The organism is Nocardiopsis dassonvillei subsp. dassonvillei DSM 43111, from assembly GCF_000092985.1.
Lineage (GTDB): Bacteria > Actinomycetota > Actinomycetes > Streptosporangiales > Streptosporangiaceae > Nocardiopsis > Nocardiopsis dassonvillei.
The window spans coordinates 324,007-343,337 of sequence record NC_014211.1; the positions used below are offsets into that span (position 1 = coordinate 324,007).

The 19,331-nt window shown below is 74.9% G+C and carries 16 protein-coding genes; 9 read left to right on the forward strand and 7 right to left on the reverse strand.

The annotated features are described in order from the left end of the window. The first annotated feature begins 180 nt into the window (after window positions 1-180). A complete protein-coding gene (locus NDAS_RS25630) occupies window positions 181-651 on the forward strand; it encodes an excalibur calcium-binding domain-containing protein (protein ID WP_013156170.1) in 471 nt (156 codons plus the stop codon). Between the two features lie 83 nt (window positions 652-734). On the opposite strand, the gene NDAS_RS25635 is transcribed toward NDAS_RS25630, so the two are convergent. Continuing rightward, window positions 735-1,565 carry a peptidoglycan recognition protein family protein gene (locus tag NDAS_RS25635; RefSeq protein WP_049800401.1) on the reverse strand — a complete coding sequence of 277 codons (831 nt, stop codon included), beginning with the start codon at window positions 1,563-1,565 and terminating at the stop codon, window positions 735-737. 155 nt (window positions 1,566-1,720) lie between these two features. Here NDAS_RS25635 and NDAS_RS25640 point away from each other — a divergent pair, with 155 nt between their 5' ends. Both NDAS_RS25640 and NDAS_RS25645 read left to right on the forward strand, forming a co-directional pair. Further along, window positions 1,721-3,214, forward strand: a complete 1,494-nt coding sequence (locus tag NDAS_RS25640; protein WP_013156172.1) for a bifunctional ADP-dependent NAD(P)H-hydrate dehydratase/NAD(P)H-hydrate epimerase — start codon at window positions 1,721-1,723, stop codon at window positions 3,212-3,214. A gap of 266 nt (window positions 3,215-3,480) precedes the next feature. Continuing rightward, a complete protein-coding gene (locus tag NDAS_RS25645; protein WP_041553417.1) occupies window positions 3,481-4,344 on the forward strand; it encodes a hypothetical protein in 864 nt (287 codons plus the stop codon). A 121-nt stretch (window positions 4,345-4,465) separates the two neighbouring features. Here the strand turns inward: NDAS_RS25645 and NDAS_RS25650 are convergent, their stop codons facing one another. Together NDAS_RS25650 and NDAS_RS25655 are read right to left on the reverse strand one after the other, a co-directional pair. After that, window positions 4,466-4,981, reverse strand: a complete 516-nt coding sequence (locus tag NDAS_RS25650; RefSeq protein ID WP_013156174.1) for an NUDIX hydrolase — start codon at window positions 4,979-4,981, stop codon at window positions 4,466-4,468. After that, window positions 4,978-5,640, reverse strand: a complete 663-nt coding sequence (locus tag NDAS_RS25655; RefSeq protein ID WP_013156175.1) for a TetR/AcrR family transcriptional regulator — start codon at window positions 5,638-5,640, stop codon at window positions 4,978-4,980. The genes NDAS_RS25650 and NDAS_RS25655 overlap by 4 nt, the downstream gene beginning before the upstream one ends. A gap of 91 nt (window positions 5,641-5,731) precedes the next feature. Here NDAS_RS25655 and NDAS_RS25660 point away from each other — a divergent pair, with 91 nt between their 5' ends. Next, a complete protein-coding gene (locus NDAS_RS25660) occupies window positions 5,732-6,679 on the forward strand; it encodes a hypothetical protein (protein ID WP_013156176.1) in 948 nt (315 codons plus the stop codon). Further along, complete coding sequence (locus NDAS_RS25665; protein WP_013156177.1) at window positions 6,676-7,989, forward strand: methyltransferase; 1,314 nt, start codon at window positions 6,676-6,678, stop codon at window positions 7,987-7,989. The genes NDAS_RS25660 and NDAS_RS25665 overlap by 4 nt, the downstream gene beginning before the upstream one ends. A 296-nt stretch (window positions 7,990-8,285) precedes the next feature. Here NDAS_RS25665 and NDAS_RS25670 read toward each other — a convergent pair whose 3' ends face one another. After that, the gene (locus NDAS_RS25670) at window positions 8,286-8,627 is read right to left on the reverse strand and encodes a transcriptional regulator (RefSeq protein WP_013156178.1); all 342 of its coding nucleotides are present in this window, start codon (window positions 8,625-8,627) and stop codon (window positions 8,286-8,288) included. Further along, complete coding sequence (locus NDAS_RS25675; protein WP_013156179.1) at window positions 8,627-9,088, reverse strand: hypothetical protein; 462 nt, start codon at window positions 9,086-9,088, stop codon at window positions 8,627-8,629. The genes NDAS_RS25670 and NDAS_RS25675 overlap by 1 nt, the downstream gene beginning before the upstream one ends. Window positions 9,089-9,436: 348 nt before the next feature. On the opposite strand from NDAS_RS25675, the gene NDAS_RS25680 reads away from it, so the two are divergent. Further along, on the forward strand, window positions 9,437-11,617 hold the full coding sequence (locus NDAS_RS25680) for a PrsW family intramembrane metalloprotease (RefSeq protein WP_013156180.1): 2,181 nt from the start codon (window positions 9,437-9,439) through the stop codon (window positions 11,615-11,617). 211 nt (window positions 11,618-11,828) lie between these two features. Here NDAS_RS25680 and NDAS_RS25685 read toward each other — a convergent pair whose 3' ends face one another. Further along, window positions 11,829-14,366 (reverse strand): molybdopterin-dependent oxidoreductase, encoded by a 2,538-nt coding sequence (locus NDAS_RS25685; RefSeq protein ID WP_013156181.1) that lies wholly within the window; start codon window positions 14,364-14,366, stop codon window positions 11,829-11,831. Window positions 14,367-14,573: 207 nt separating this feature from the next. Here NDAS_RS25685 and NDAS_RS25690 point away from each other — a divergent pair, with 207 nt between their 5' ends. From NDAS_RS25690 to NDAS_RS25700, 3 genes are all read left to right on the forward strand, one after another. After that, window positions 14,574-15,521 carry an HpcH/HpaI aldolase/citrate lyase family protein gene (locus tag NDAS_RS25690; protein ID WP_013156182.1) on the forward strand — a complete coding sequence of 316 codons (948 nt, stop codon included), beginning with the start codon at window positions 14,574-14,576 and terminating at the stop codon, window positions 15,519-15,521. A 137-nt stretch (window positions 15,522-15,658) separates the two neighbouring features. Then, window positions 15,659-16,357: a response regulator transcription factor gene (locus NDAS_RS25695; RefSeq protein ID WP_013156183.1), complete on the forward strand. Its 699-nt coding sequence runs from the start codon at window positions 15,659-15,661 to the stop codon at window positions 16,355-16,357. Between the two features lie 143 nt (window positions 16,358-16,500). Beyond that, window positions 16,501-17,976, forward strand: coding sequence for a sensor histidine kinase (locus NDAS_RS25700; protein WP_013156184.1), 1,476 nt, complete (start codon window positions 16,501-16,503; stop codon window positions 17,974-17,976). A 40-nt stretch (window positions 17,977-18,016) separates the two neighbouring features. Here NDAS_RS25700 and NDAS_RS25705 read toward each other — a convergent pair whose 3' ends face one another. Further along, on the reverse strand, window positions 18,017-19,297 hold the full coding sequence (locus NDAS_RS25705) for a glycosyltransferase (RefSeq protein WP_013156185.1): 1,281 nt from the start codon (window positions 19,295-19,297) through the stop codon (window positions 18,017-18,019). Window positions 19,298-19,331 lie beyond the last annotated feature (34 nt).

The window sequence follows — 19,331 nt, forward strand, 5'->3', positions numbered from 1 at the left end:
GGAGCGTTCGGGGGCGGCGGCAGAGCGGTCGGATCCGGCGGAAGCCGCTTTTTACCGCAAAGGGGATCCTTTTCGCGGCTGGCTCGGATATCGTCGCCGCACGCGCGTGCCCCGCCCGCACGCGCCCGTCCAGCGCGGTTCCCGCTCCGCCGCTCCCTGCGCATCCCCCGGAGCCCCGCCGTGTCCCTGCCCCCGCGTTCCCCCGCCACCGTGTCCACCGGCGGCAAGATCGGCCTCGGATGCCTGGGGTGCTTCGGCGCCCTGGTCCTGACCGTGATGATCGGCTCCTGCGCCAGTGCGCTGGCCGGAGGCGGCTCCGACCAGGCGGGGCCGCCGCCCCCGGCCGCCACGGTGACCGCGACCGTGTCCGAGACGGTGGAGCCGACCGCCACCGCGACCGAGGAGGTCGAGGTGGAGGTGACGGTCACCGCCACGGAGACCGTCACGGAGACGGTGACCGAGCGCCCGGACGACGGCGGCAGTGGCGGGAGCGGCAGCGGCGGGGGCGGCGGAGGCGACACCGGCGGCGCCCCGGCCTACTACGAGAACTGCGACGCGGCGCGCGCCGCGGGTGCGGCGCCCGTACGCCGCGGCGACCCGGGCTACGGCTCCCACCTGGACCGCGACGGCGACGGCGTCGCCTGCGAGTGACGGGGGGTCGGCCCGGGGCCGGTTCCGGGGGCGGCGTCGGAGCGGGTCGGAGCGCGGAGCGCCCCGACCCGTCGGTGCTCCCCCTACGCCGGGGTGGCCTCCTCCGCGGGGGCCTCCGCCTTCGCGGCGCCCCCCGCCAGCGCGCGCTTGATGACGGCGGCCTCCACCTGGTCGACGGCGTGGGCGGTCATCTTGTCGCCGTACCCGGGCAGGGCGCGGCTGCCGACGTACTTGCGGGTCAGTCGCACGGCCTCGGCGGTGGCCTCCCCGTAGTCGCCGTCGACCCCGCCCGCGCCCAGGGTGTCGCCGAAGCCCGCCCGGGTGACCTTGAGCTGGAGGAGCTTGACCGCGTCCCCCGTACTGCCGATCGCGAGTCCGAGCATGTCGTTTACCTCCGTGATCTCCCCGGGGGGCTTTTCGAACGTGCCGTCGCGGACGAGGGCGTAGGCCTTGTCGCCCGGACACGAGGTGGAGACGAAGTCGCGGTGCCCGAGCACCGTTCCGGCGATCGAGGTGTCCGGTTCCATCAGCCACTGGCGGAGCGCGCGCACGGCGTTGATCTGCTCCGGGGTGATGGCGTCCGTGGGACCGGTGGCCAGGGTCACCGAGTAGTGGGAGGTGTTGCCCCCCGGCTGCGCGGCCTGGGTCTTGTACAGCCCCCGGCCTTCAATGACATATCCGTGCGAACAGGACATAAAGGAATATCCGACGTCGGCCCAGCCGCGGGAGGGGCCGGTGTGGAAGGAGCGGGTGTCGCGCCAGTACTTGAGGCAGGCCGAGTGGTCCTTCGCGGCCAGCCCCTGGTCGGTGCTGTCGTAGTGGATGACCAGTCCGGATCGGGGATTGGCCCGGGTCGCGGGCGAGGAACCCCATCCCAGATCGGACCGAGAGACGTATTTGCTCGGTCGAGGCATGCCCCCCATTGTGTCAAGTCGACACTCCGAAGGGTAGAGGGGTGATCACTTTGTGTAGAAAATTCCTTGTTGTCGGCCACCCGGTGTGGCGGAGTCCCCGTACCCGGAGCCCTCTGCGGCACGATGGTGGCCGACCCGAACCTGGGAGGTAACCCGTGCGCTCCGCACACACCGCCGACACCGTCCGCGAGGCCGAGCGCGCGCTCATGGCGCGCCTCCCCGAGGGGGCCCTCATGCGCAGGGCGGCCACCGCACTCGCCGCCGAGTGCGCGCGGCTGCTGCCCCGTGTGTACGGGGCACGGGTCGTCCTCATGGTCGGCGGCGGCGACAACGGGGGCGACGCGCTGTACGCGGGCGCCGCGCTGGCCGCCCGGGGCGCGGCCGTGCGCGCCCTGATCGCCGGGCGGCGCGTCCACGAGGGCGGGATCGCCGCCCTGCGGTCGGCGGGAGGGCGGGTCCGCTGGTTCACCGACGCCCTCGCCGACGAGAGCGACCTGTTCGACGCCGACCTCGTCGTGGACGGGCTCGTGGGCATCGGCGGCAGCGGAGGCCTGCGCAGGCCGCACTCCACCCTGGCCCTGCTCGCCGCCAACGCGCCCGTCCCCGTGGTCGCCGTGGACCTGCCCAGCGGGGTGGACGCCGACACCGGCGAGGTGGCCGGGCACGCCGTCCGCGCCGACGTCACGGTCACCTTCGGCACCCACAAGCCCGGCCTGTTCGTCGATCCGGGCGCCGAACGCGCGGGCCGGGTCCGTCTCGTGGACATCGGGCTGACCCCGGAGCTGCCCGGGCCCGAGCTGGTCAGTCCGCGGGCTGCGGACATCGCCTCCCTCCTGCCGGTCGCCGGGGCGGAGTCGGACAAGTACCGGCGGGGCGTCCTCGCCGTCCGCGCGGGCTCCGACCGCTACCGGGGCGCCGCCGTCCTGTGCGTGGGCGGAGCGCTGCGCACCGGGGTCGGCATGGTGCGCTACGGGGGCGGCCCGGCCGTGGTCGACCAGGTGCTCGCCCGCTGGCCGGAGACCGTCGCCAGCCTCCTCGACCCGCAGAACAGCACCGACCTGTCGCCCGGGCGGGTGTCCGCCGTCGTGGTCGGCTCCGGCCGGGGCACGCACCCGGCCAACGCCGACGAGCTCCGAGCGGTCCTGGACAGCGACGTCCCGGTGCTGGTGGACGCGGACGGGCTCACCCTGCTCACCGGGCAGTGGGGCGAACCGCTGTGCGAGCTGCTGCGGGAGCGGAAGGCGCACACGCTCCTGACGCCGCACGCCGGGGAGCTGGCCCGGATGCTGGGCGCGGACCGGGGGGACGTCGAGGCGCGCCGTCTGGAGCACGCGGCCCGCGCCCGCGACCGTTTCGGGTGCACCGTCCTGCTCAAGGGGTCGACCACGGTGATCGCGCACCCGGGGGCCCCGGTGGTCGTCAACCCGACCGGAACGCCGCTGCTGGCCACCGCCGGGACCGGAGACGTGCTGTCGGGGGTGGTCGGCGCGCTCCTGGCCGCCGGGCTGCCCGCGAGGGAGGCGGCGATGTGCGGCGCCTACCTGCACGGACGCGCCGCCTCGCTGGCCCGGGACGGTGCCCCGATCAGCGCGTCCGACCTGTTGGAGGCGCTGCCGCTCGCGGTGGCCGAGGTCCGCCGGGCGGCCTGAGGCGGAACCGGGCCGGGACCGGGTCGCCCGCCCGGCCGCGGGGACGCCGTCCCCGGAACGCGCACAGCCGAGCCCCCATGGGTTCGCTCCGGTGCGGTCCGCTCGGGGCGGGACCGAAGGGTGCGGGCTCAAGCCCTGTCTGTCCGCCGTTCGCGTGCGGGGCCGGGGGAGGGGTGCCGGACCGCCGTGGGATGCTGGGGTCCCCTCCTCCGGACACGACGGGCATCCCCCATGTTCCCCGCCTCCGCACCCCCGGCCGGTGCCGTGTGATCACCGCAGCGGTCCTCCTCCCGCTGTTCCTCGTCGGAACCCTGGTCGCGCTGTACGCGGAGACGCGTCGCATCGCCGCCCACCGCGGTGGCGACTGGAGGAGCGGTCGTGCGGGGCTGTGGCGCGATGCGCTGCGGGCCGCACGGCTTCCCCGTTCGTGCGCGCGGATCTGGTGGGGGTTCTTCACCGTGGCCTGTGTCCTCTGGAGCGCGCGTGAGGGAGCGCCCCTCGTCGGAGCGGCGGGGTTCGTCTTCTGGGGCGTGATCGGTCTTCCGGGAAGCCCGTCCCACGACCTCCTGCTCCGGCTCCGGGCCGGGCGGGAGGCCGACGACCGGTCCGACCCTTCGGCTGTGCCTCCGGTCACCCTGTACCGTGGCCGGTTTCGGTTCCTGGGTGTCGCCGCGGTGCTGGTGATGGCGTCGCTCTCCGCGGTGCTCGTGTTCGGCACGGGGGAGGGCGACTGGTACGCGCTGGTGGCGGCCCCGCTCCTGCCGGTCCTCGGGCTGGTGGTCTGGCAGCGGACCGTCTATCCGGAGATTCGCCTGACCGGGACGCGCCTGCTCCTGAAGCGGTACGCCGTGTGGGTCTCCGTACCCGTCGAGTGGGTCGCGCGGGTTGACGCCGGGAACGGGGTCGCCGTCCACTTCCTCGACGGAAGGGCGTTCTGTTCGAGGGCCTGGGGGAGCACCCCGGCCCGGGACGAGGAAGCCGCCCAACGGATCACCCGGTTCGTCCAAGAGGCACGGGAGGGGGTGCCTCCGTCCGCCGACCGGCCCCTGGGGTGGGGCCGGGACCTGGTGGCGGGCCCGTTCGCCGTGTGGCTCGGGCTCGTGCTCGCCTGGATGCCCACCGACATCTGATCCGCCCCGGTGCCGGAGCGCGGCCGGCGGTGGTGAGTCCCGGGGGAGCCTGGGGCGCGGGTACGGGCGCGGGCGCGCTGTGGCTGGCCCTCGCCCTCCACGTCACCGAGGCTCTGACGCACTAACCCTGGTCCCGCGTCGTCCGAGTGCCCAGCGCGCGGGCGGCGTCGATGCCCCGCTGCACGATGTCGGTGATGAAGTAGTCGCCCGGGTCGCGGTCGTCGCGCAGCCGGTGCACCAGGGAGTCGTCCACCCACAGGAACTCGGTGTGCTTGCCCGGCTCCAGGCGGGGCGCGTCCAGGTCGCCCTCCACCCGCACCAGGTAGTCCACCTCGTGCCGGGTCAGGCCGTCCCCGGGGTCCCAGTCCAGCCGGAACAGCTCCGCCAGCACCCCGGTCAGCCGCCAGCCGGTCTCCTCCCCGACCTCGCGCGCCAACCCCTCCAGCATGGTCTCGCCCTGCTCGACGTGTCCGCCGACGATGTCCCAGCAGTGCGGGAACACCTTGCGCGTGGGGGACCGGCGCTGGGCGAAGACCCTTCCCCGGTCGTCGGCGATCACCGCGGCCGCCACGTGGGTCCGGCCGTCGGCGGTGTCGGGGAACTCGATCCCGGGGGCCACCGTGATGCCTGTGCTCATGCGTCCTCCTCGTCCGCGGGCGAGCCTACCCCCCGGTCGCGGCGCGGCAGGCGCAGCGTCAGGAGCTTGGCCCGGGGGGCCAGCCCGCGGGCCAGGTCGAACACCGCCTCGGTGCGCGAGTGGTCCTCGTCGAGCACCGAGAACAGGTTCACCCCCAGGTAGAACGTGATCGCTCCGTAGGCCACCTCGCGGGCGGGCAGCAGCTTCCCGAGGGCGGATCCGCCCAGGACGCGGTTCCACTCCTGCTCGATGAAGGCGATCCACGGCTCCGAGCGGTCCCGGATCTGCGTGCGCAGCTCCGGTTTGGTGACGGCGGCGGCCACCAGTTCGGAGAACTCGGTGATGTAGCCGCGCTCCAGGTCGGTCCGGTAGATGAGCATCGCCGCCTCCACCAGCTCCTCCAGGGTGTTCGCCCGCGCCGCGATCTCCCGGTACATGGCCATGCGCTCGGCGCTGGAGCGGTCCAGCGCCGCCAGCAGCAGCTGGTCGACCCCGCCGAAGTGGTAGAAGACCAGCGCCGAGTTGGCCTCCGCGCGCGCGGCGATGGCGCGCGCCGACGCCCCGGCGTAGCCCTCCTCGCGCACGACCTCGCTGGCCGCCGCCAGGAGCCGCTCCCTGGTCTCCTCGCTCGTGCGCCGTCCTCCGCCGCCCTTGGCCATGGCCCTCCTTGCTCTCGGGGAGGTTTTCAGCATACGGTTTAATCGAGTGATTAAACCAAGCGATTTAATCGCATGCTGAAGGAGTTCCCCCGTGCCCCGAAGCGACTCCCCCGCGCCCTCCAGGGCGCGCCTGCTGCTCGCGGCCCTGGTCCTGGCCGCCTTCGCCGCCCTGCTGGCGCTCCGGATCCACCACTGGGGCGGCCTGGACCAGACCGCGCTGTTCTACGTCGGCCTGCCCGCGACGATCGCCCTGCTCGTGGTGTTCACCGTGCGGGCCCGCAGCGCCATGGGCGTCACCATGGCCGTCACCACCCTCTGCCTGGCCCTGGCCGGACCCCTGCTCGGTGAGGGCATGGTCTGCCTGCTCATCGCCGCGCCGCTGATCTACGGGGTCGTCGCCGTGGTCACCTGGACGGCCGGGGCGCTCGTCGCCTGGCGGGACCGCTCCCGGCACGCCCTGTTCGCGGCGCCGCTGCTGTTCGTGCTCGCCCTGGAGGGCGTCGCCGGAACCTCCCTGCTGCCCCGGGAGGACCGCGGCGGGGGCCACGTCCTGGTTCCCGCCACCCCGCACGAGGTCGCCGCCGCCCTGGCCGCCCCGCCCGCCTACGCCGCCCCCGACGCGCTCTTCCTGCGGGCCGTGCCCTTCCCCGAGCCCGTCTCGGCCTCCGGCGGGGGCCTGGAGGTGGGCGACACCCGGCACGTCCGCTTCACCCCGCGCCGCACGCTGGAACCGGGCGCCGAGCCCACGCCGCGCCACATGGAGCTCCGGATCACCGGGAGCGAGGTCCGCGAGGACGGCGGGCGCGTGGTCTTCGAGGTGGTCGAGGACACCGCCTTCGCGAACTGGATGGACATGCGCCGCGCCGAGGCCGTGTGGCGCGCCGAGGGCGGCGGAACCCGCCTGGCCTGGTCCATCGACTACGAGCGCACCTACGAGCCCTCGTGGTACTTCGGGCCGATCCAGTCCTACACGACCGACCTGGCCGCCGAGTACCTCGCCGTCACCTTCGGCGCCGCCGCCCTGGAGGGCTCCCGATGATCCCGGAACTGCCCGCGGCGCTGGTCCGCGGCGTCGGCCTGTTCGCCCCGCTGCTCCTGCTGGCCGGACTGTGCCTGTGGCGCGCGCCCCGCCCGCGCGAGGTCGCGGCGATGCTGGTGGCCGGGGCGTGGGCCCTGCTCACGCTCGTCCCGCTCAACCTGTACGCGCTGCGCGCGGGCTGGTGGTCCTTCCACGCCGAGGGCGCGGTGTGGCTGGGCATGCCCGTGGACCTGCTGCTGGCCTGGGCGGTGCTGTGGGGCGCGCTGCCCGCGCTGCTGCTGCGCCTGCTGCCGGTGCCGCTGCTCAGCGGCCTGCTCGTGTGGGTGGACGTCATCGTCATGCCGCTCGCCGAACCCGTCGTGGTGCTGGGCCCGCTCTGGCTGCTCGGCGAGTTCGTCGGCTCCGCGCTGTGCCTGATCCCCGCGCTGATGCTGGCCTACTGGACGCGCACCGGCCAGCTGGTGCACGCCCGGATGTGGGCGCAGGCGCTCCTGGCGTTCGGGGCCATGGTGGTCCTGCCGCTGGCCGCGCTGGACTCCCTGCCCGGTCCGGGCACGGCCTTCGTGGCAGCCCAGGTCCTGGCCCCGGTGTGCCTGCCGGGACTGGCGGCGGCCCGCGAGTTCGCGCGGGTGGGCGGCGGCACCCCGCTGCCCTTCGACCCGCCGTCGCGGCTGGTCACCAGCGGCCCCTACGCCTACCTGCGCAACCCGATGCAGGCCACCGTCGCCGGGGTGTACCTGGTCCTGGCCCCGGTGACCGGCGACCCGTGGCTGCTGCTCGGCGCGCTCGTGGCCTTCGCCTACGGCGCGGGGTTCGCCGCCTGGCACGAGGGCGGTCAGCTGCGGGCGGCGTTCGGCGGGGACTGGGATGCCTACCGGGCGGGCGTGCGGTCCTGGCTGCCCCGGTGGCGGCCGTGGCCCGGCCGCGCGCCGGGCACGCTGTACGTGGCCGCGGACTGCGCCATGTGCCGGGGCCTGGGCGGCTGGCTCACCGCCCGCGCGCCGGTGGCGCTGGAGCCGCGACCTGCGGCGGAGCACCCCGAGGTGCTGTACCGCCTCACCTACGAGAACTCCGAGGGACTGCGCTGGAGCGGGGTGTCGGCGCTGGCCCGGGCGCTGGAGCACCTGCACCTGGGGTGGGCGCTCGCGGGCTGGGCGCTCGACCTGCCGGGGGTGCGGCACTTCGCGCAGCTGTGCGCGGACGCCTTCGGAGCCGGACCGCGGCCCTCGCGCGAACCCCTCGGCGAAGGAGGAGGGGAGGCGGGCGCTCCCCGCGGCGGTGGGGCGCCCGCGCCCGGCGCGCGGGTGTGAGTCGGCGGCCGCGGAGCGCGGCGCCCCGGGGAACGGGAGGGCCCGGGAGGCCGGACCGGTGCGTGCGGGAGACCGCGGCGGGGCTCCGCCGCGGACCCGGCGCGCCTTCGGTCCGCGCCCCCGTCGGCAGGGTCGTTCACGCTCCGCGCCGCCCCGTTTCCAGCCGAAACGCAGAGCGCCGCCCGCGTCGAGCGCGGGCGGCACCTGGTGTTCCCCGCGGCCGGGGCCCTCCTCCCCGGCGTCGGAGCCGGAGCGGGCCGCCGCGGTTCCGGCCGGCCCGGACTCCCCGCCCCGGTTCAGGTGTCGGGCTCGACCGCTGATCCCAGGCCGGTCAGCCAGGCCAGGTGGCTCTGCAGGGTCGTTCGTCCGACCGGGGTCAGGCGGAACCAGGTTTTCGGTCGGCGCCCGACCGCTCCCTTGCGGACTTCGAGCAGTCCGGCGTCCTCCAGGGTGCGGCTGTGCTTGGAGACCATCGGATCGCTGACGCCGAGCAGGTCGCGCACGGTGGCGAAGTCGACCCACTTGGCGCTCTGCAACAGCGCGCACATCGCCAGGCGCGGGCCGGTCTCCAGGATCGGTTGGCGTGCGGCGGCGCCTCCGGCGGAGGCGCCGCCGCCGGGGCGGTGCAGCGCGGTCACTACTTGACCCTGCCGTTCTCGATGCTGCGGCGCACGGCCGAGCGGACCAGCATCTGCCCGGCGAGCACGAGGGCGGCCACGGGCACCAGCGCGGCGAGCGCGAAGCCGATCATGCCCTGGTCGACCAGGAGGTTGATGCCGATGTAGCCCACGCCCGCGACGGCCAGGGCGGCGATCCACATCAGCCGGGCGCCGGGGTAGGAGGTGATGTAGCGCGGCATGTACACGCCGCTGCGTCGGCGCTGGACGACCGAGTAGGCGGTGGCGACCAGGACCACGCCGAGGACGGCCCACTGGAAGTAGGGGCCGCTGCCCGGCAGGACGGCGGACCAGATCGGCAGTCCGGCGATGAGCACGCCCGCGGCGGCGAGGAAGACCCAGTAGGCGGCGGGCAGGTCGGTGTGGGCGGCGAGCTTGCGGCGGGCGTCGGCGACCTGGTCGAGCTCGGGATTGCTGGCCATGTCCATCTCCTCTTTCGCATCTACTTTCTATATGGAAAGTAGATACCAAGGATCGGGTCCTGTCAAACACGGCCGCGGCCCGGAAGAAGGCCGCCGGGACGCAGCCACCGTGTCGACCAGCGACGACGCGAGGAACACGAATGACCGACACGCCTCGCGTCCGGCGGACCCGCCGCCGGCCTCCGCCGCCGGGGGAGGGTCCCACGGCGCACTCCCCCGGCCGGACGGCCCACCGTTATGCTCGGTCGGGCCGATCCGTCCGGAAGGCGGCGGAAACGGGCCCGTGGTCTCCGCCCCCGAGCGAGCGCCCGTCCGCCCCCGAGTGAGCCCCCAGGCACGAGGTGACCCATGGAAGAACAGGCCATGCTCGCGCGTGACCTCGTGCTGCGCGTCTGCGCCGGAGCGACCGAGTTCGACCCCCACTGGATCCGGGCCGACGGCAAGGTCACCACCCCCTTCCTGGTCCCCCGCGACCGCAACCTCATCCGCGCGGTCGTCGCCGCGGGCCGCGCCATGGGCGTGGACCGGCTCCTGGTGTGCCGGACCAGGCCCGAGTTCTCCTACGACCCCGTCACCGAGGTCCCCCTCGACACCGACACCCTCATCGACCTCATCCGCGGCTGGGGGCCCGCGCCCACCGACTTCCTGGTCTGCGTCGAGGACTTCTCCGCCGCCGTCCTGGTCACCGCGGACGAGCTCACCGTCGCGGCCGGTCCCGCCGACTTCGTCCGCGAACTCGTCGGCGCCGACATCCCCCAGGCCCGCAGCCACTTCGCCGCGCGCGCCCGACGGGAGGGCGGCCCGGTCCTCACCCGCGCCGCCCAGCTCTACCACTGCGCCGAGACCGGCGCGCGCCACGCCCGCGGTTCGCGCGGGCCCGGCCCGGACCCGGCCGAACTCCTGGCCCGCAGCGCCGAACGCGCGCGGCGGCGCTCGCCGCGCGCGGTCCGCTCCCTGCGGGCCCTGCGCGGGGCCTGGGGGTGGCTCATGGTGGCGGCGCTGCTCGTGGCGCCCCTGGCCGTCCCCGGTCTGGGCGCCGCGTTCCCCGTGCTGGCCGCCTCCTTCGTCCTGCTGTTCCAGCTGGCCCTGCTGGCCCGCTCCCGCACGGTCTCCTTCGCCTCGCTGCTGCGGATGGCCGCGTTCGGCGCGCTGCTGCTGTGGCCCCTGGCGCTCGCCGAGTCCGCCGTCACCGGGCTGCTGGGCGGCGACCCCTACGGCGTCCTCGGCTACACCTACGTCGCCGTGACCGTGGAGGAGGTCGGCAAGCTCCTCCCGCTGCTGCTCCTGGCCCTGGCGGCCCGCCGAAGGCTGCGCCGCCTGGCCGCGGTGGACTTCCTGCTGCTGGCCGCGGCCTCCGGGGCCGGGTTCCAGCTGGCCGAGCGCCTGCTCACGCAGGTGGCCCTCGGAGGGGCCGGCCCGTCCGCCGGGACCGACCTGTTCCTGCCCGGCGGCAGCACCGTCACCGACCCCGCGGGCACCGTGCTCGCGGTTTTCTCCGGTCACGCCGTCACCACCGGCCTGGTCGGCGCCGCGATCGGCCTGGCGGTCGTCGGCCGCCGCTACGGGGCCTGGCTGTGGCTGCTGCCGCCGGTCGCGCTGACCCTGGCGTTCCTGGAGCACCTGAACCTGAACGCGCGGCTGGCCAACGCCCAGCTGCACCCGGCCTCCGACCTCGTGCACGGCCTCCTCGGCGGAGGGGTGCTCACCCCGTGGCTGCTGGTGCTGCTGTTGCTCTGCGCGGTGGCCATGGACTACCGGATGATCGCGACCGCGGCCGAGTCCACGCCGCCGCTGCCCGGGCAGCCGCCGCTGGCCCGCCTGCGCCGCCGGGCGCGGGGGCGTTCGGTGGCCATGCGGGTCCGCGTGCCCGCCGACATCGCGCCGCTGTTCCGCCGGACGGCGCTGTCCTGGGTGGACCTGCCGATCACCCTGGCCACCACGGTGTCCACGATCGCCCACGAGCTGGCCGTCGCGGCCATCGCGGCGCGGCGCGGCCCCTCGGTGCTCTGCGACACCTGGCGGTTCCTGCGCTGGCGGCGGGCGAACGCCATGGGCGAGGCCCGGTCGGCGGGGCGGCCCTGGCGCCACTACCCCTCACAGGAGGAACTGACCCGGCAGGCGCGCGAACTGGCGATGCGGCTGGGGCTGGCGGCCACCGGAGGGGTCACCGGGGCGATGGCGGCGATGGGCGCGGCGGCGGTGTTCGCCGCCACCGCGCCCGGCCCGGAAGCGACCGGTACGCCCGCCTACGCGTTCGTGGCCCTCGACCGGATCCAGGGGTGGCTGGGCGGCCTGACCGGTGTGGACGTGGTCTGGGCGGCCGTGGTGCTGGTCGCGGTGCTCACGCTGCTGCTGTCCGGGAACGGGGTGCCGCACGCGCACCCGCGGATGCGCGAGTTCCTGCGCGCGCCGACCGCGAACACCGGGGCGATCCTCGGCATGCTCGCGCCCGGCCAGGTGGGGTACGCGCTCCTGGGCTGGGCGGGGCTGCTGCTGCCCAGGCGCGTGAACCGGCTCCTCGTACGGTGACGGCCCCGGCCCCCCGGCCCTGGGTCCGTTCCCCCGGCCGCGCCGCTCACGTGTGCCCGCCCCGCCGGGAGACTCCGGCGGGCCGGGGCACCGGAAGCCCGCGTGGGTACGCGGGTGGGGCGGCCCCGGGGCCACGGGAGACAGGCCAGGGCCTCCGACGTCGTGGAGCCGGGCACGCGTCGTGAAGCGCTCGGGGAGGGCCCCGCCGCGGTCAGACCGCGGTGACGCCCCTCGGCGGCTCGAAGGCGCGCACGGGCGGCACTTCTCCGGTGAACGGTTCGACGCGCACGCGCACCAGCTGACCCGTGCACCCCTGGCTCAACGAGGACGTCCCCACGTCCTCCGTCAGCGCGTTCGGGTTCCCGTGCGCGCACGTCACGTCCTCCGACGAGGGGTCGTACCAGGCCCCCGTGGACAGCTGCACGACCCCCGGCCGCAGTGCGTCGCTCACCACCACGCCCGCCAGGCACGAGCCCGTGGCGCTGGACACCCGCACCACGTCCCCGTCAGCCACACCGCACGCCTGCGCCTCCTCAGGGCGCATCCGCAACGGCGCCCTTCCGCGCACCTTCTGCGACATGCTGTGCGCGCCCATGTCCTGCTGGCTGTGCAGCCTGCCGCTCGGCTGGTTCGCGATCAGCACCAGGGGGAACTCCCCGGACCGACCACCGGAGCCGTCCACCACGGGTGCCCCGACTCCGCAACCCGCTACCACTGACCCTCGGGCCCCAGCTCCGGAGGCCGTCGCCTCCGGTTCTCCGGCTCCGGCGTGGGTACCGGAACCCGCTACCACCGACCCTCGGGCCCCAGGCACCGAGTCCGTCGCCACGGACTCCCCGGCACCGGCCCCGAGCCCGGCCTGGGCGCCGGAACCGGTCACCACCGGTCCCGCCAGCCACACCGGATGCCCCGGGCAGTCCTCGTACCCGAACGACGCGATCGTCTCCGAGAACAGCTCGATCCGCCCGCTCGGCGTACGCAGGGCGTGGCCCTCCGGGTCGGCGCGGAACTCGCCCAGCAACGCCTCGTCCTCCACCCGGCCGGGCATCTCCACCCGCCCGCGCTCCCAGAACTCCTCGAACTCCGGCACCTCCAGGCCCCGCCGCGCCACCAGCGACCGCCAGCGCCCGTACACCACGCGCATCCACTCGCCGCTCGTGCGCCCCTCGGTGAACTCCTCGCGCACCCCCAGCCTCTCGGCCAGGTCGGCGTAGGTGTCGTACTCGTCGCGCGCCTGCCCGTGCGGCGCCACCGCGCGCGGCATCGCCCGCACGCTCAGGTCGCCCTGGCTCGCGGCCATGTCGTCGCGCTCCAGCACCGTCGTGGCCGGCAGCACGATGTCGGCGTGCCGCGCCGTCGCGGTCCAGTGCGTCTCGTTCACCACCACCGTCTCCGGCCGCCCGAACGCCTCGGTCAACCGCCTCAGGTCCTGGTGGTGGTGGAAGGGGTTGCCCCCGGCCCAGTACACCAGCCGGATGTCCGGGTACCGCCTCTCCTCGCCGTCGTGGTCGTAGCGCCCGCCCGGCTCCAGCAGCATGTCGGCCACCCGCGCCACCGGGATGAACGAGTCCACCGCGTTGTTGCCCTGCGGCATCCTCGGCAGCCCCAGCGGCGTCGCGCCGCCCCCGTAGTTGCCCATGGACCCGTACCCGGACGCGAAACCGCCGCCCGGCAGCCCCACCTGCCCCAGGCAACACGCCAGCGCAAGCCCGGCCCACAACGGCTGCTCGCCGTACCGGGCCCGCTGCACCGACCACCCCACGTTGACCAGCGTGCGCCGCGCCGCCATCCGCCGCGCCAGAGACCGCAGCTCGTCGGCCGAGACCCCGCTGATCCGCTCGGCCCACTCCGGCGTCCGCGCGGTCCCGTCCGGGCCGCCCCGCTCGTCGCGCTCGCCCAGCACGTACGCGCGCAGCACGTCCGCGCCCACGGTGTAGCGGTCCAGGAAGGCGGTGTCGGCCAGGCCCTCGGTGAACAGCACGTGCATCAGCGCCAGCATCACCGCCGTGTCGGTCCCCGGGTTGAGGGAGACCCACTCGGCCTTGACGTCCTCGGGGGTGTCGTCCAGCAGCGGCGAGACCGACACGAACTCCACCCCGGCCCCGGACGCGTCGCGCATCGCCGGACCGGCGGTCTGGGCGGCGCGCCCGCCCGAGGAGGTCCACGTGTTGGACACCCGCAGCCCGCCGAAGCTCACCAGCAGCTCGGTGTGCTCGCGGATCCGCGTCCACGACGGGGCCCGGTGCAGCAGCCGGTTCGCCGCCGGGACGCCGATGATCCGCGGGAAGAGGACCTCCACCGCGCCGTGGCTGTAGGTGGTGCGCGAGCGCGTGTACCCGCCGATCACGTTGAGGAACCGGTGCAGCTGGCTCTGCGCGTGGTGGATCCGCCCCGCGCTGCCCCAGCCGTACGAACCGCCGTAGATCGCCGCGTTCCCGTACGCGCCGCGCACCCGGTCCAGCTCACCGGCGAGCAGGTCCAGCGCCGTGGACCACTCCACCTCGACGTAGGCGTCGTCCGGGTCCCCCCGGAGCGGGTCCGGGCCGGGTCCGTTCTCCAGCCAGCGCCGCCGCACCGCCGGACGCGCCACCCGCGAGGCGTGGTGCTGGGCGGCGGGGGTGTTGGCGATCACCGGGGACGGCGCCGGGTCGTCCGGGTCGGGGAGGGTTCCGACCACCCGGCCGTCCTCGACGACCACCCGGTAACTGCCCCAGTGGGCGCTGGTCGGATACGACGACGTGCCGGACATGCTCGTTTCCCCCCTGGAATTCCCCTGCGCCCCACCAGGGGCCCGGACTCACTCTATGCACCGCACGGTGCGATGATGGGCGGCGCGGTCCCGCCCGGCGGAGGCGGCCGACCCGGCCGGACGGCTGGCGCCGCGACCGCGCTCCCGCGCGGCCGACCGGTGCGGACCGCGCGCAGGCGGACGAGTGGAGCAGGGGGACGGACGGCGATGGGCGAACTCAGGTCGCGGCGGTCGGTACTCGCGGTGCCGGGGTCCAACCCCCGGTTCGTGGACAAGGCGCGGGAATTGGACGCGGACGCCTTCTTCCTCGACCTGGAGGACGCGGTCGCGCCCCTGGAGAAGGACTCCGCCCGCCACGCCGTCGTCCGGGCGCTCAACGACGGCGGATGGGGCGGCAAGGTGCGGTCCGTCCGCGTGAACGACGTCACCACCGGGTGGGCCTACCGCGACGTCGTCACCGTCGTCGAGGGAGCCGGGGCCGAACTCGACGCCCTGGTCCTGCCCAAGGTCACCTCGGCCCGCGACGTCCAGTGGCTCGACACCCTCCTCACCCAGATCGAGCGCGCCGTCGGGCTGGAGGTCGGCCGGATCGGCATCGAGGCGCAGATCGAGGACGCCCGCGGCCTGGTGGCCGTGGACGGGATCGCCGCGGCCTCGCCCCGCCTGGAGAGCCTCGTCTACGGGCCCGCCGACTTCATGGCCTCCATCAACATGAAGAGCCTGGTCGTCGGCGAGCAGCCGCCCGGCTACGACACCGGCGACGCCTACCACTACGTGCTCATGCGCATCCTCACGGCCGCCCGCGCCCACGGGCTCCAGGCCATCGACGGCCCCTACCTCCAGATCCGGGACGTGGACGCGTTCCGCCGCTCCGCCGGGCGCACGGCCGCCCTCGGCTTCGACGGCAAGTGGGTCCTGCACCCGCTCCAGGTGGAGGCCGCCAACGAGGTGTTCGCGCCCTCCCAGGAGGACTACGACCACGCCGAGCTGATCCTGGACGCCTACGCCCACGCCACCACCGTGGACCGGCGCGGCGCCGTCATGCTCGGCGAGGAGATGCTCGACGAGGCCTCCCGCAAGATGGCGCTCGTGGTCGCGGGCAAGGGGCGCGCGGCCGGGATGGCCCGGACCCGCGCGTTCGACCCCGGGGCCTGAACCCGGACCCCGGCGGAGGGCGGGCGGGCCCCGTGCGGGCCCGCCCGGTCCGCGCGGGCCCTGACCGGCGCGGAGTCTGACACGCGCCCCACCCCGCTCTTACCGCGCTCTCACCCTCATACGGAACCATGGGCGCCATGGAAGCCACCGCCACGGTTCTGGTCGCCGACGACGACCGCGCGATCAGGGACTCACTGGAACGCGCGCTCCAACTGGAGGGCTACAGGGTCAGGACGGTACCGGACGGGGTCCAGGCACTCGCCGCCGTGCACGCCGACCCCGTCGACCTGCTCGTCCTCGACGTGATGATGCCGGGAGTGGACGGGCTCGGGGTGGCCCGCGTGCTGCGCGCCGAGCGCGACCGCACGCCCATCCTCATGCTCACCGCGCGCGTGGAGACGCCGGACCGTGTGGCGGGGCTCGACGCGGGGGCCGACGACTACCTCGCCAAGCCCTTCGAGCTGGAGGAACTCCTCGCCCGGCTGCGCGCACTGCTGCGCCGGGCCGCGCCCTTTCCCGAGGATGCATCGGAACAGGGACCGCTGCGCGTCGGCGAGCTGTCCCTGGACCCGGCCTCCCGCCGGGTCTGGCGCGGCGACCGCGAGGTCGAGCTGTCCAAGACCGAGTTCGACCTGCTCGAACTCCTGGTGCGCAACGCCGGGATCGTCCTGGACCACTCCACCATCTACGACCGCATCTGGGGCTACGACTTCGGCCCCGAGTCCAAGAACCTCGCCGTCTACATCAGCTACCTGCGCCGCAAGCTGGAGGACGGCGGTCCGCCGCTGATCCAGACCGTGCGCGGGGTCGGCTACACGCTCCGGCCGCAGGGTTGAGCCCCGTGCGACCCGACGACGGCACCCCGCGGGAACCCGGACACGGCGTTCCGCACGGCCCTGGAGCCTCGCCCGCATCCGACGCCCCGCACGGCCCCGGTACCCCGCACGGCTCTGGCGCCGCGTCCGGTCTCAGGGCCCTCGTGTCCGCCGCGCGCACCGCCGTCCCGAGGTGGCGCCGGACACTGCTCCAACCGGGCGACTGGCGGCTGGGCACCCGCTTCGCGGTGATCTTCGCGCTGGTCGCCACCGTCGTCATCGCCCTGGTCGGCACCCTCGCCTACACCACCGCCGCCGCGCTCATCCGCTCCGACGCCCGCACCGAGTTCGAGAGCACCGTCACCGCCCTGTCCGACCAGCTCGTCGACTACCACCAGCAGGGGCGGGGCGGCTCCGCCGGTCCCGGACCGTTCCTGCCCAGCGACAAGTTCCAGCTCCAGCTCCTCGAACCCGACGGCAGCAGGACGGTCAACATCGCCGACCCGTCCGAGATCATCCTGTTCGCACCGTCGCAGAGGGACCTGGAGGTCGCCGAGGAGGCCCGGCCCGGCATCGTCGACATGCGCGAGCAGGCCATCGGCGGGCAGGAGTACCGGCTGGCCACGGTCTCCCTCGGCGACGGCGCCGGGGCCCTCCAGCTCCTCCAGCGCCTGTCCCCGACCGAGCTGATGATCGACCGGCTGGCCACGCAGATCCTGTGGGTGGGCCTGTTCGTCGCCCTGTGCGCGGCCGCCGCGGGCTGGCTGGTGGGCCACCGCACCACCGGCCGCCTGGTGCGCCTCACCGAGGCGGCCGAGTACGTCAGCTCCACCGGGCGGCTCGACCCCGTGGACCCCGGCCGGAGCGGCGAGAGCCGCGAGGAGGACGTCGGCCGCGACGAGGTCGGCCGCCTCACCAGCGCGTTCAACGCCATGCTCGCCCGGCTGGCCCGTTCCAAGGACGAGCAGCGCCGCCTCGTCCAGGACGCCGCGCACGAACTCCGCACCCCGCTGACCAGCCTGTACACCAACGTGCAGGTGCTCGACAGGGTGGACCGGCTCAGCCCGGAGGCGCGCGCCGGCCTCATCGAGGACCTGCGCGGCGAGACCCGCGAACTCACCGCCCTGGTCAACGAACTGGTCGGCCTGGCCACCGGCGACCACGAGGACGAGCAGATGAGCGCCGTCCCCCTCGCCGGGATCGCCGAGAAGGTCGCCAAGCGCACCCGTCGCCGCACCGGCCGCGACATCGTCGTGGACGCCGACGACAGCGTCGTGTGGGGACGCCCCGGCTCCCTGGAGCGCGCCGTCTCCAACCCGGTCGAGAACTCCGCCAAGTTCGACCCCGAGGGCACCGCGCCCATCGAGATCCGCGTGCGCGCTGGGACGGTGGAGGTCCTGGACCGGGGGCCCGGCATCGACCCGGCCGAACTCGACCACGTCTTCGAGCGCTTCTACAGGGCCGCCGTCGCCCGCGGCCTGCCCGGTTCGGGGCTCGGCCTGTCCATGGTCAGGGAGATCGCGCAGGCGCACGGGGGCAGGGTGTTCGCCCGCAACAGGGAGGGCGGCGGCGCCGCCATCGGCTTCCACCTGCCGCTGTTCACACCGCCGCGGGACGGGGAGCAGAAGGCGCGCGGGTGAGGATCCAGCGCTCACGCGGACGCCGCGTCGGAACCGCCGGTCACCGCCCGCTGCGCGTCGCACCGGCTCCGGCGCCGGCCCCCGCACCGGCGGACGCCTCGCGGTAGATCCGCTCGAACCGCTCCAGCGAGTCCTCCAGCCGGTGCAGCTCCGCCATGTCGCGGCTGCGCGCGCCCATCCCGAGCCGTCGGCCCTCGTCGGCGACCACCGACTCCACGCGTGCGGCCAGCGCCCCCGGGCTGCCGGGCGGGTACAGGTACCCGTTGCCGCCCTCCTCCACCAGGTGCGGCAGCGCCATGGCGTCCGCCGCCACCACCGGCAGGCCGCTCGCCATCGCCTCCAGGGTGGCGATGCTCTGGAGTTCGGCGGTCCCGGCGATGGCCCACACGTCAGCGCACCGGTACACGTCGGGCAGGTCGGCGTGCGGCACGAAGCCCAGGAACACCACCCGGTCGGCCGCGCCGACCTCCGCCGCCAGCTCCTCCAGCCGCGCCCGGTGCGCGCCGTGCCCGGCCAGCACGAGCTGCACCCCGTCGGTCAGGGCCACCGCGCGCACGAGTTCGTCCACGCGCTTCTCCTCGTCCAGCCGCCCCACGAACAGCACCGTCCTGTGGTCCGGCACGCCCAGCCGGGCGCGCAGCCGCCGCCGGGTGGCCGCGCCGCCGTCCAGCGGGCTGAACCGGTCCAGGTCGATCCCGCACGAGACCGGTTCGACCGGCCGGGTGAACCCCTGGTCGACCAGCAGCCGCGCCGCCGCCGGGGTGGGCGTGGTCACGTGCTCGGCCCGGGACAGCACCGCGCCCAGGTCCCACCAGGCCAGCCGGGCCGCGTGCGGGCGCAGCGGCGCGGGCACGTGCACGTAGTCGAAGAGGTTCTCCGGCATGAAGTGGTTGGTGGCGACCACGGGCACGCCTCGGGCGTGCGCGGCGGCGGCCAGCATCCGGCCGACGAGGAAGTGGTTCTGGATGTGGACGGCGTCCGGCCGCACCCGGTCCAGGAGCCGGTCCAGGTGGCCGCGCACGCCCAGCGGGACCGCGAGCCGCACGCTGTCGTGGACCAGGGAGGACACCGAGCGCAGCCGGTGCTCGACCACCCCGCCGCGTTCCGCCGTGTACGGGGCGCCCTCGGGGGAGGGGCACACCACGTGCACCCGCGCTCCGCGCGCGGCCAGACCGCGGGCGAGGCGGGCGGTGAAGTACGCGGCGCCGTTCACGTCGGGGGGATAGGTGTCGGTACCGATCAGGACCCGGGTGCGGCGAGTCGCGCCGACGGCGGGCCGGGGCGGTGCCGCCACCGCGGGGGAGGCGAAGGACGTGGACATGACCTGATCTCCTTTGTCGGGTCGCCGCGTACGC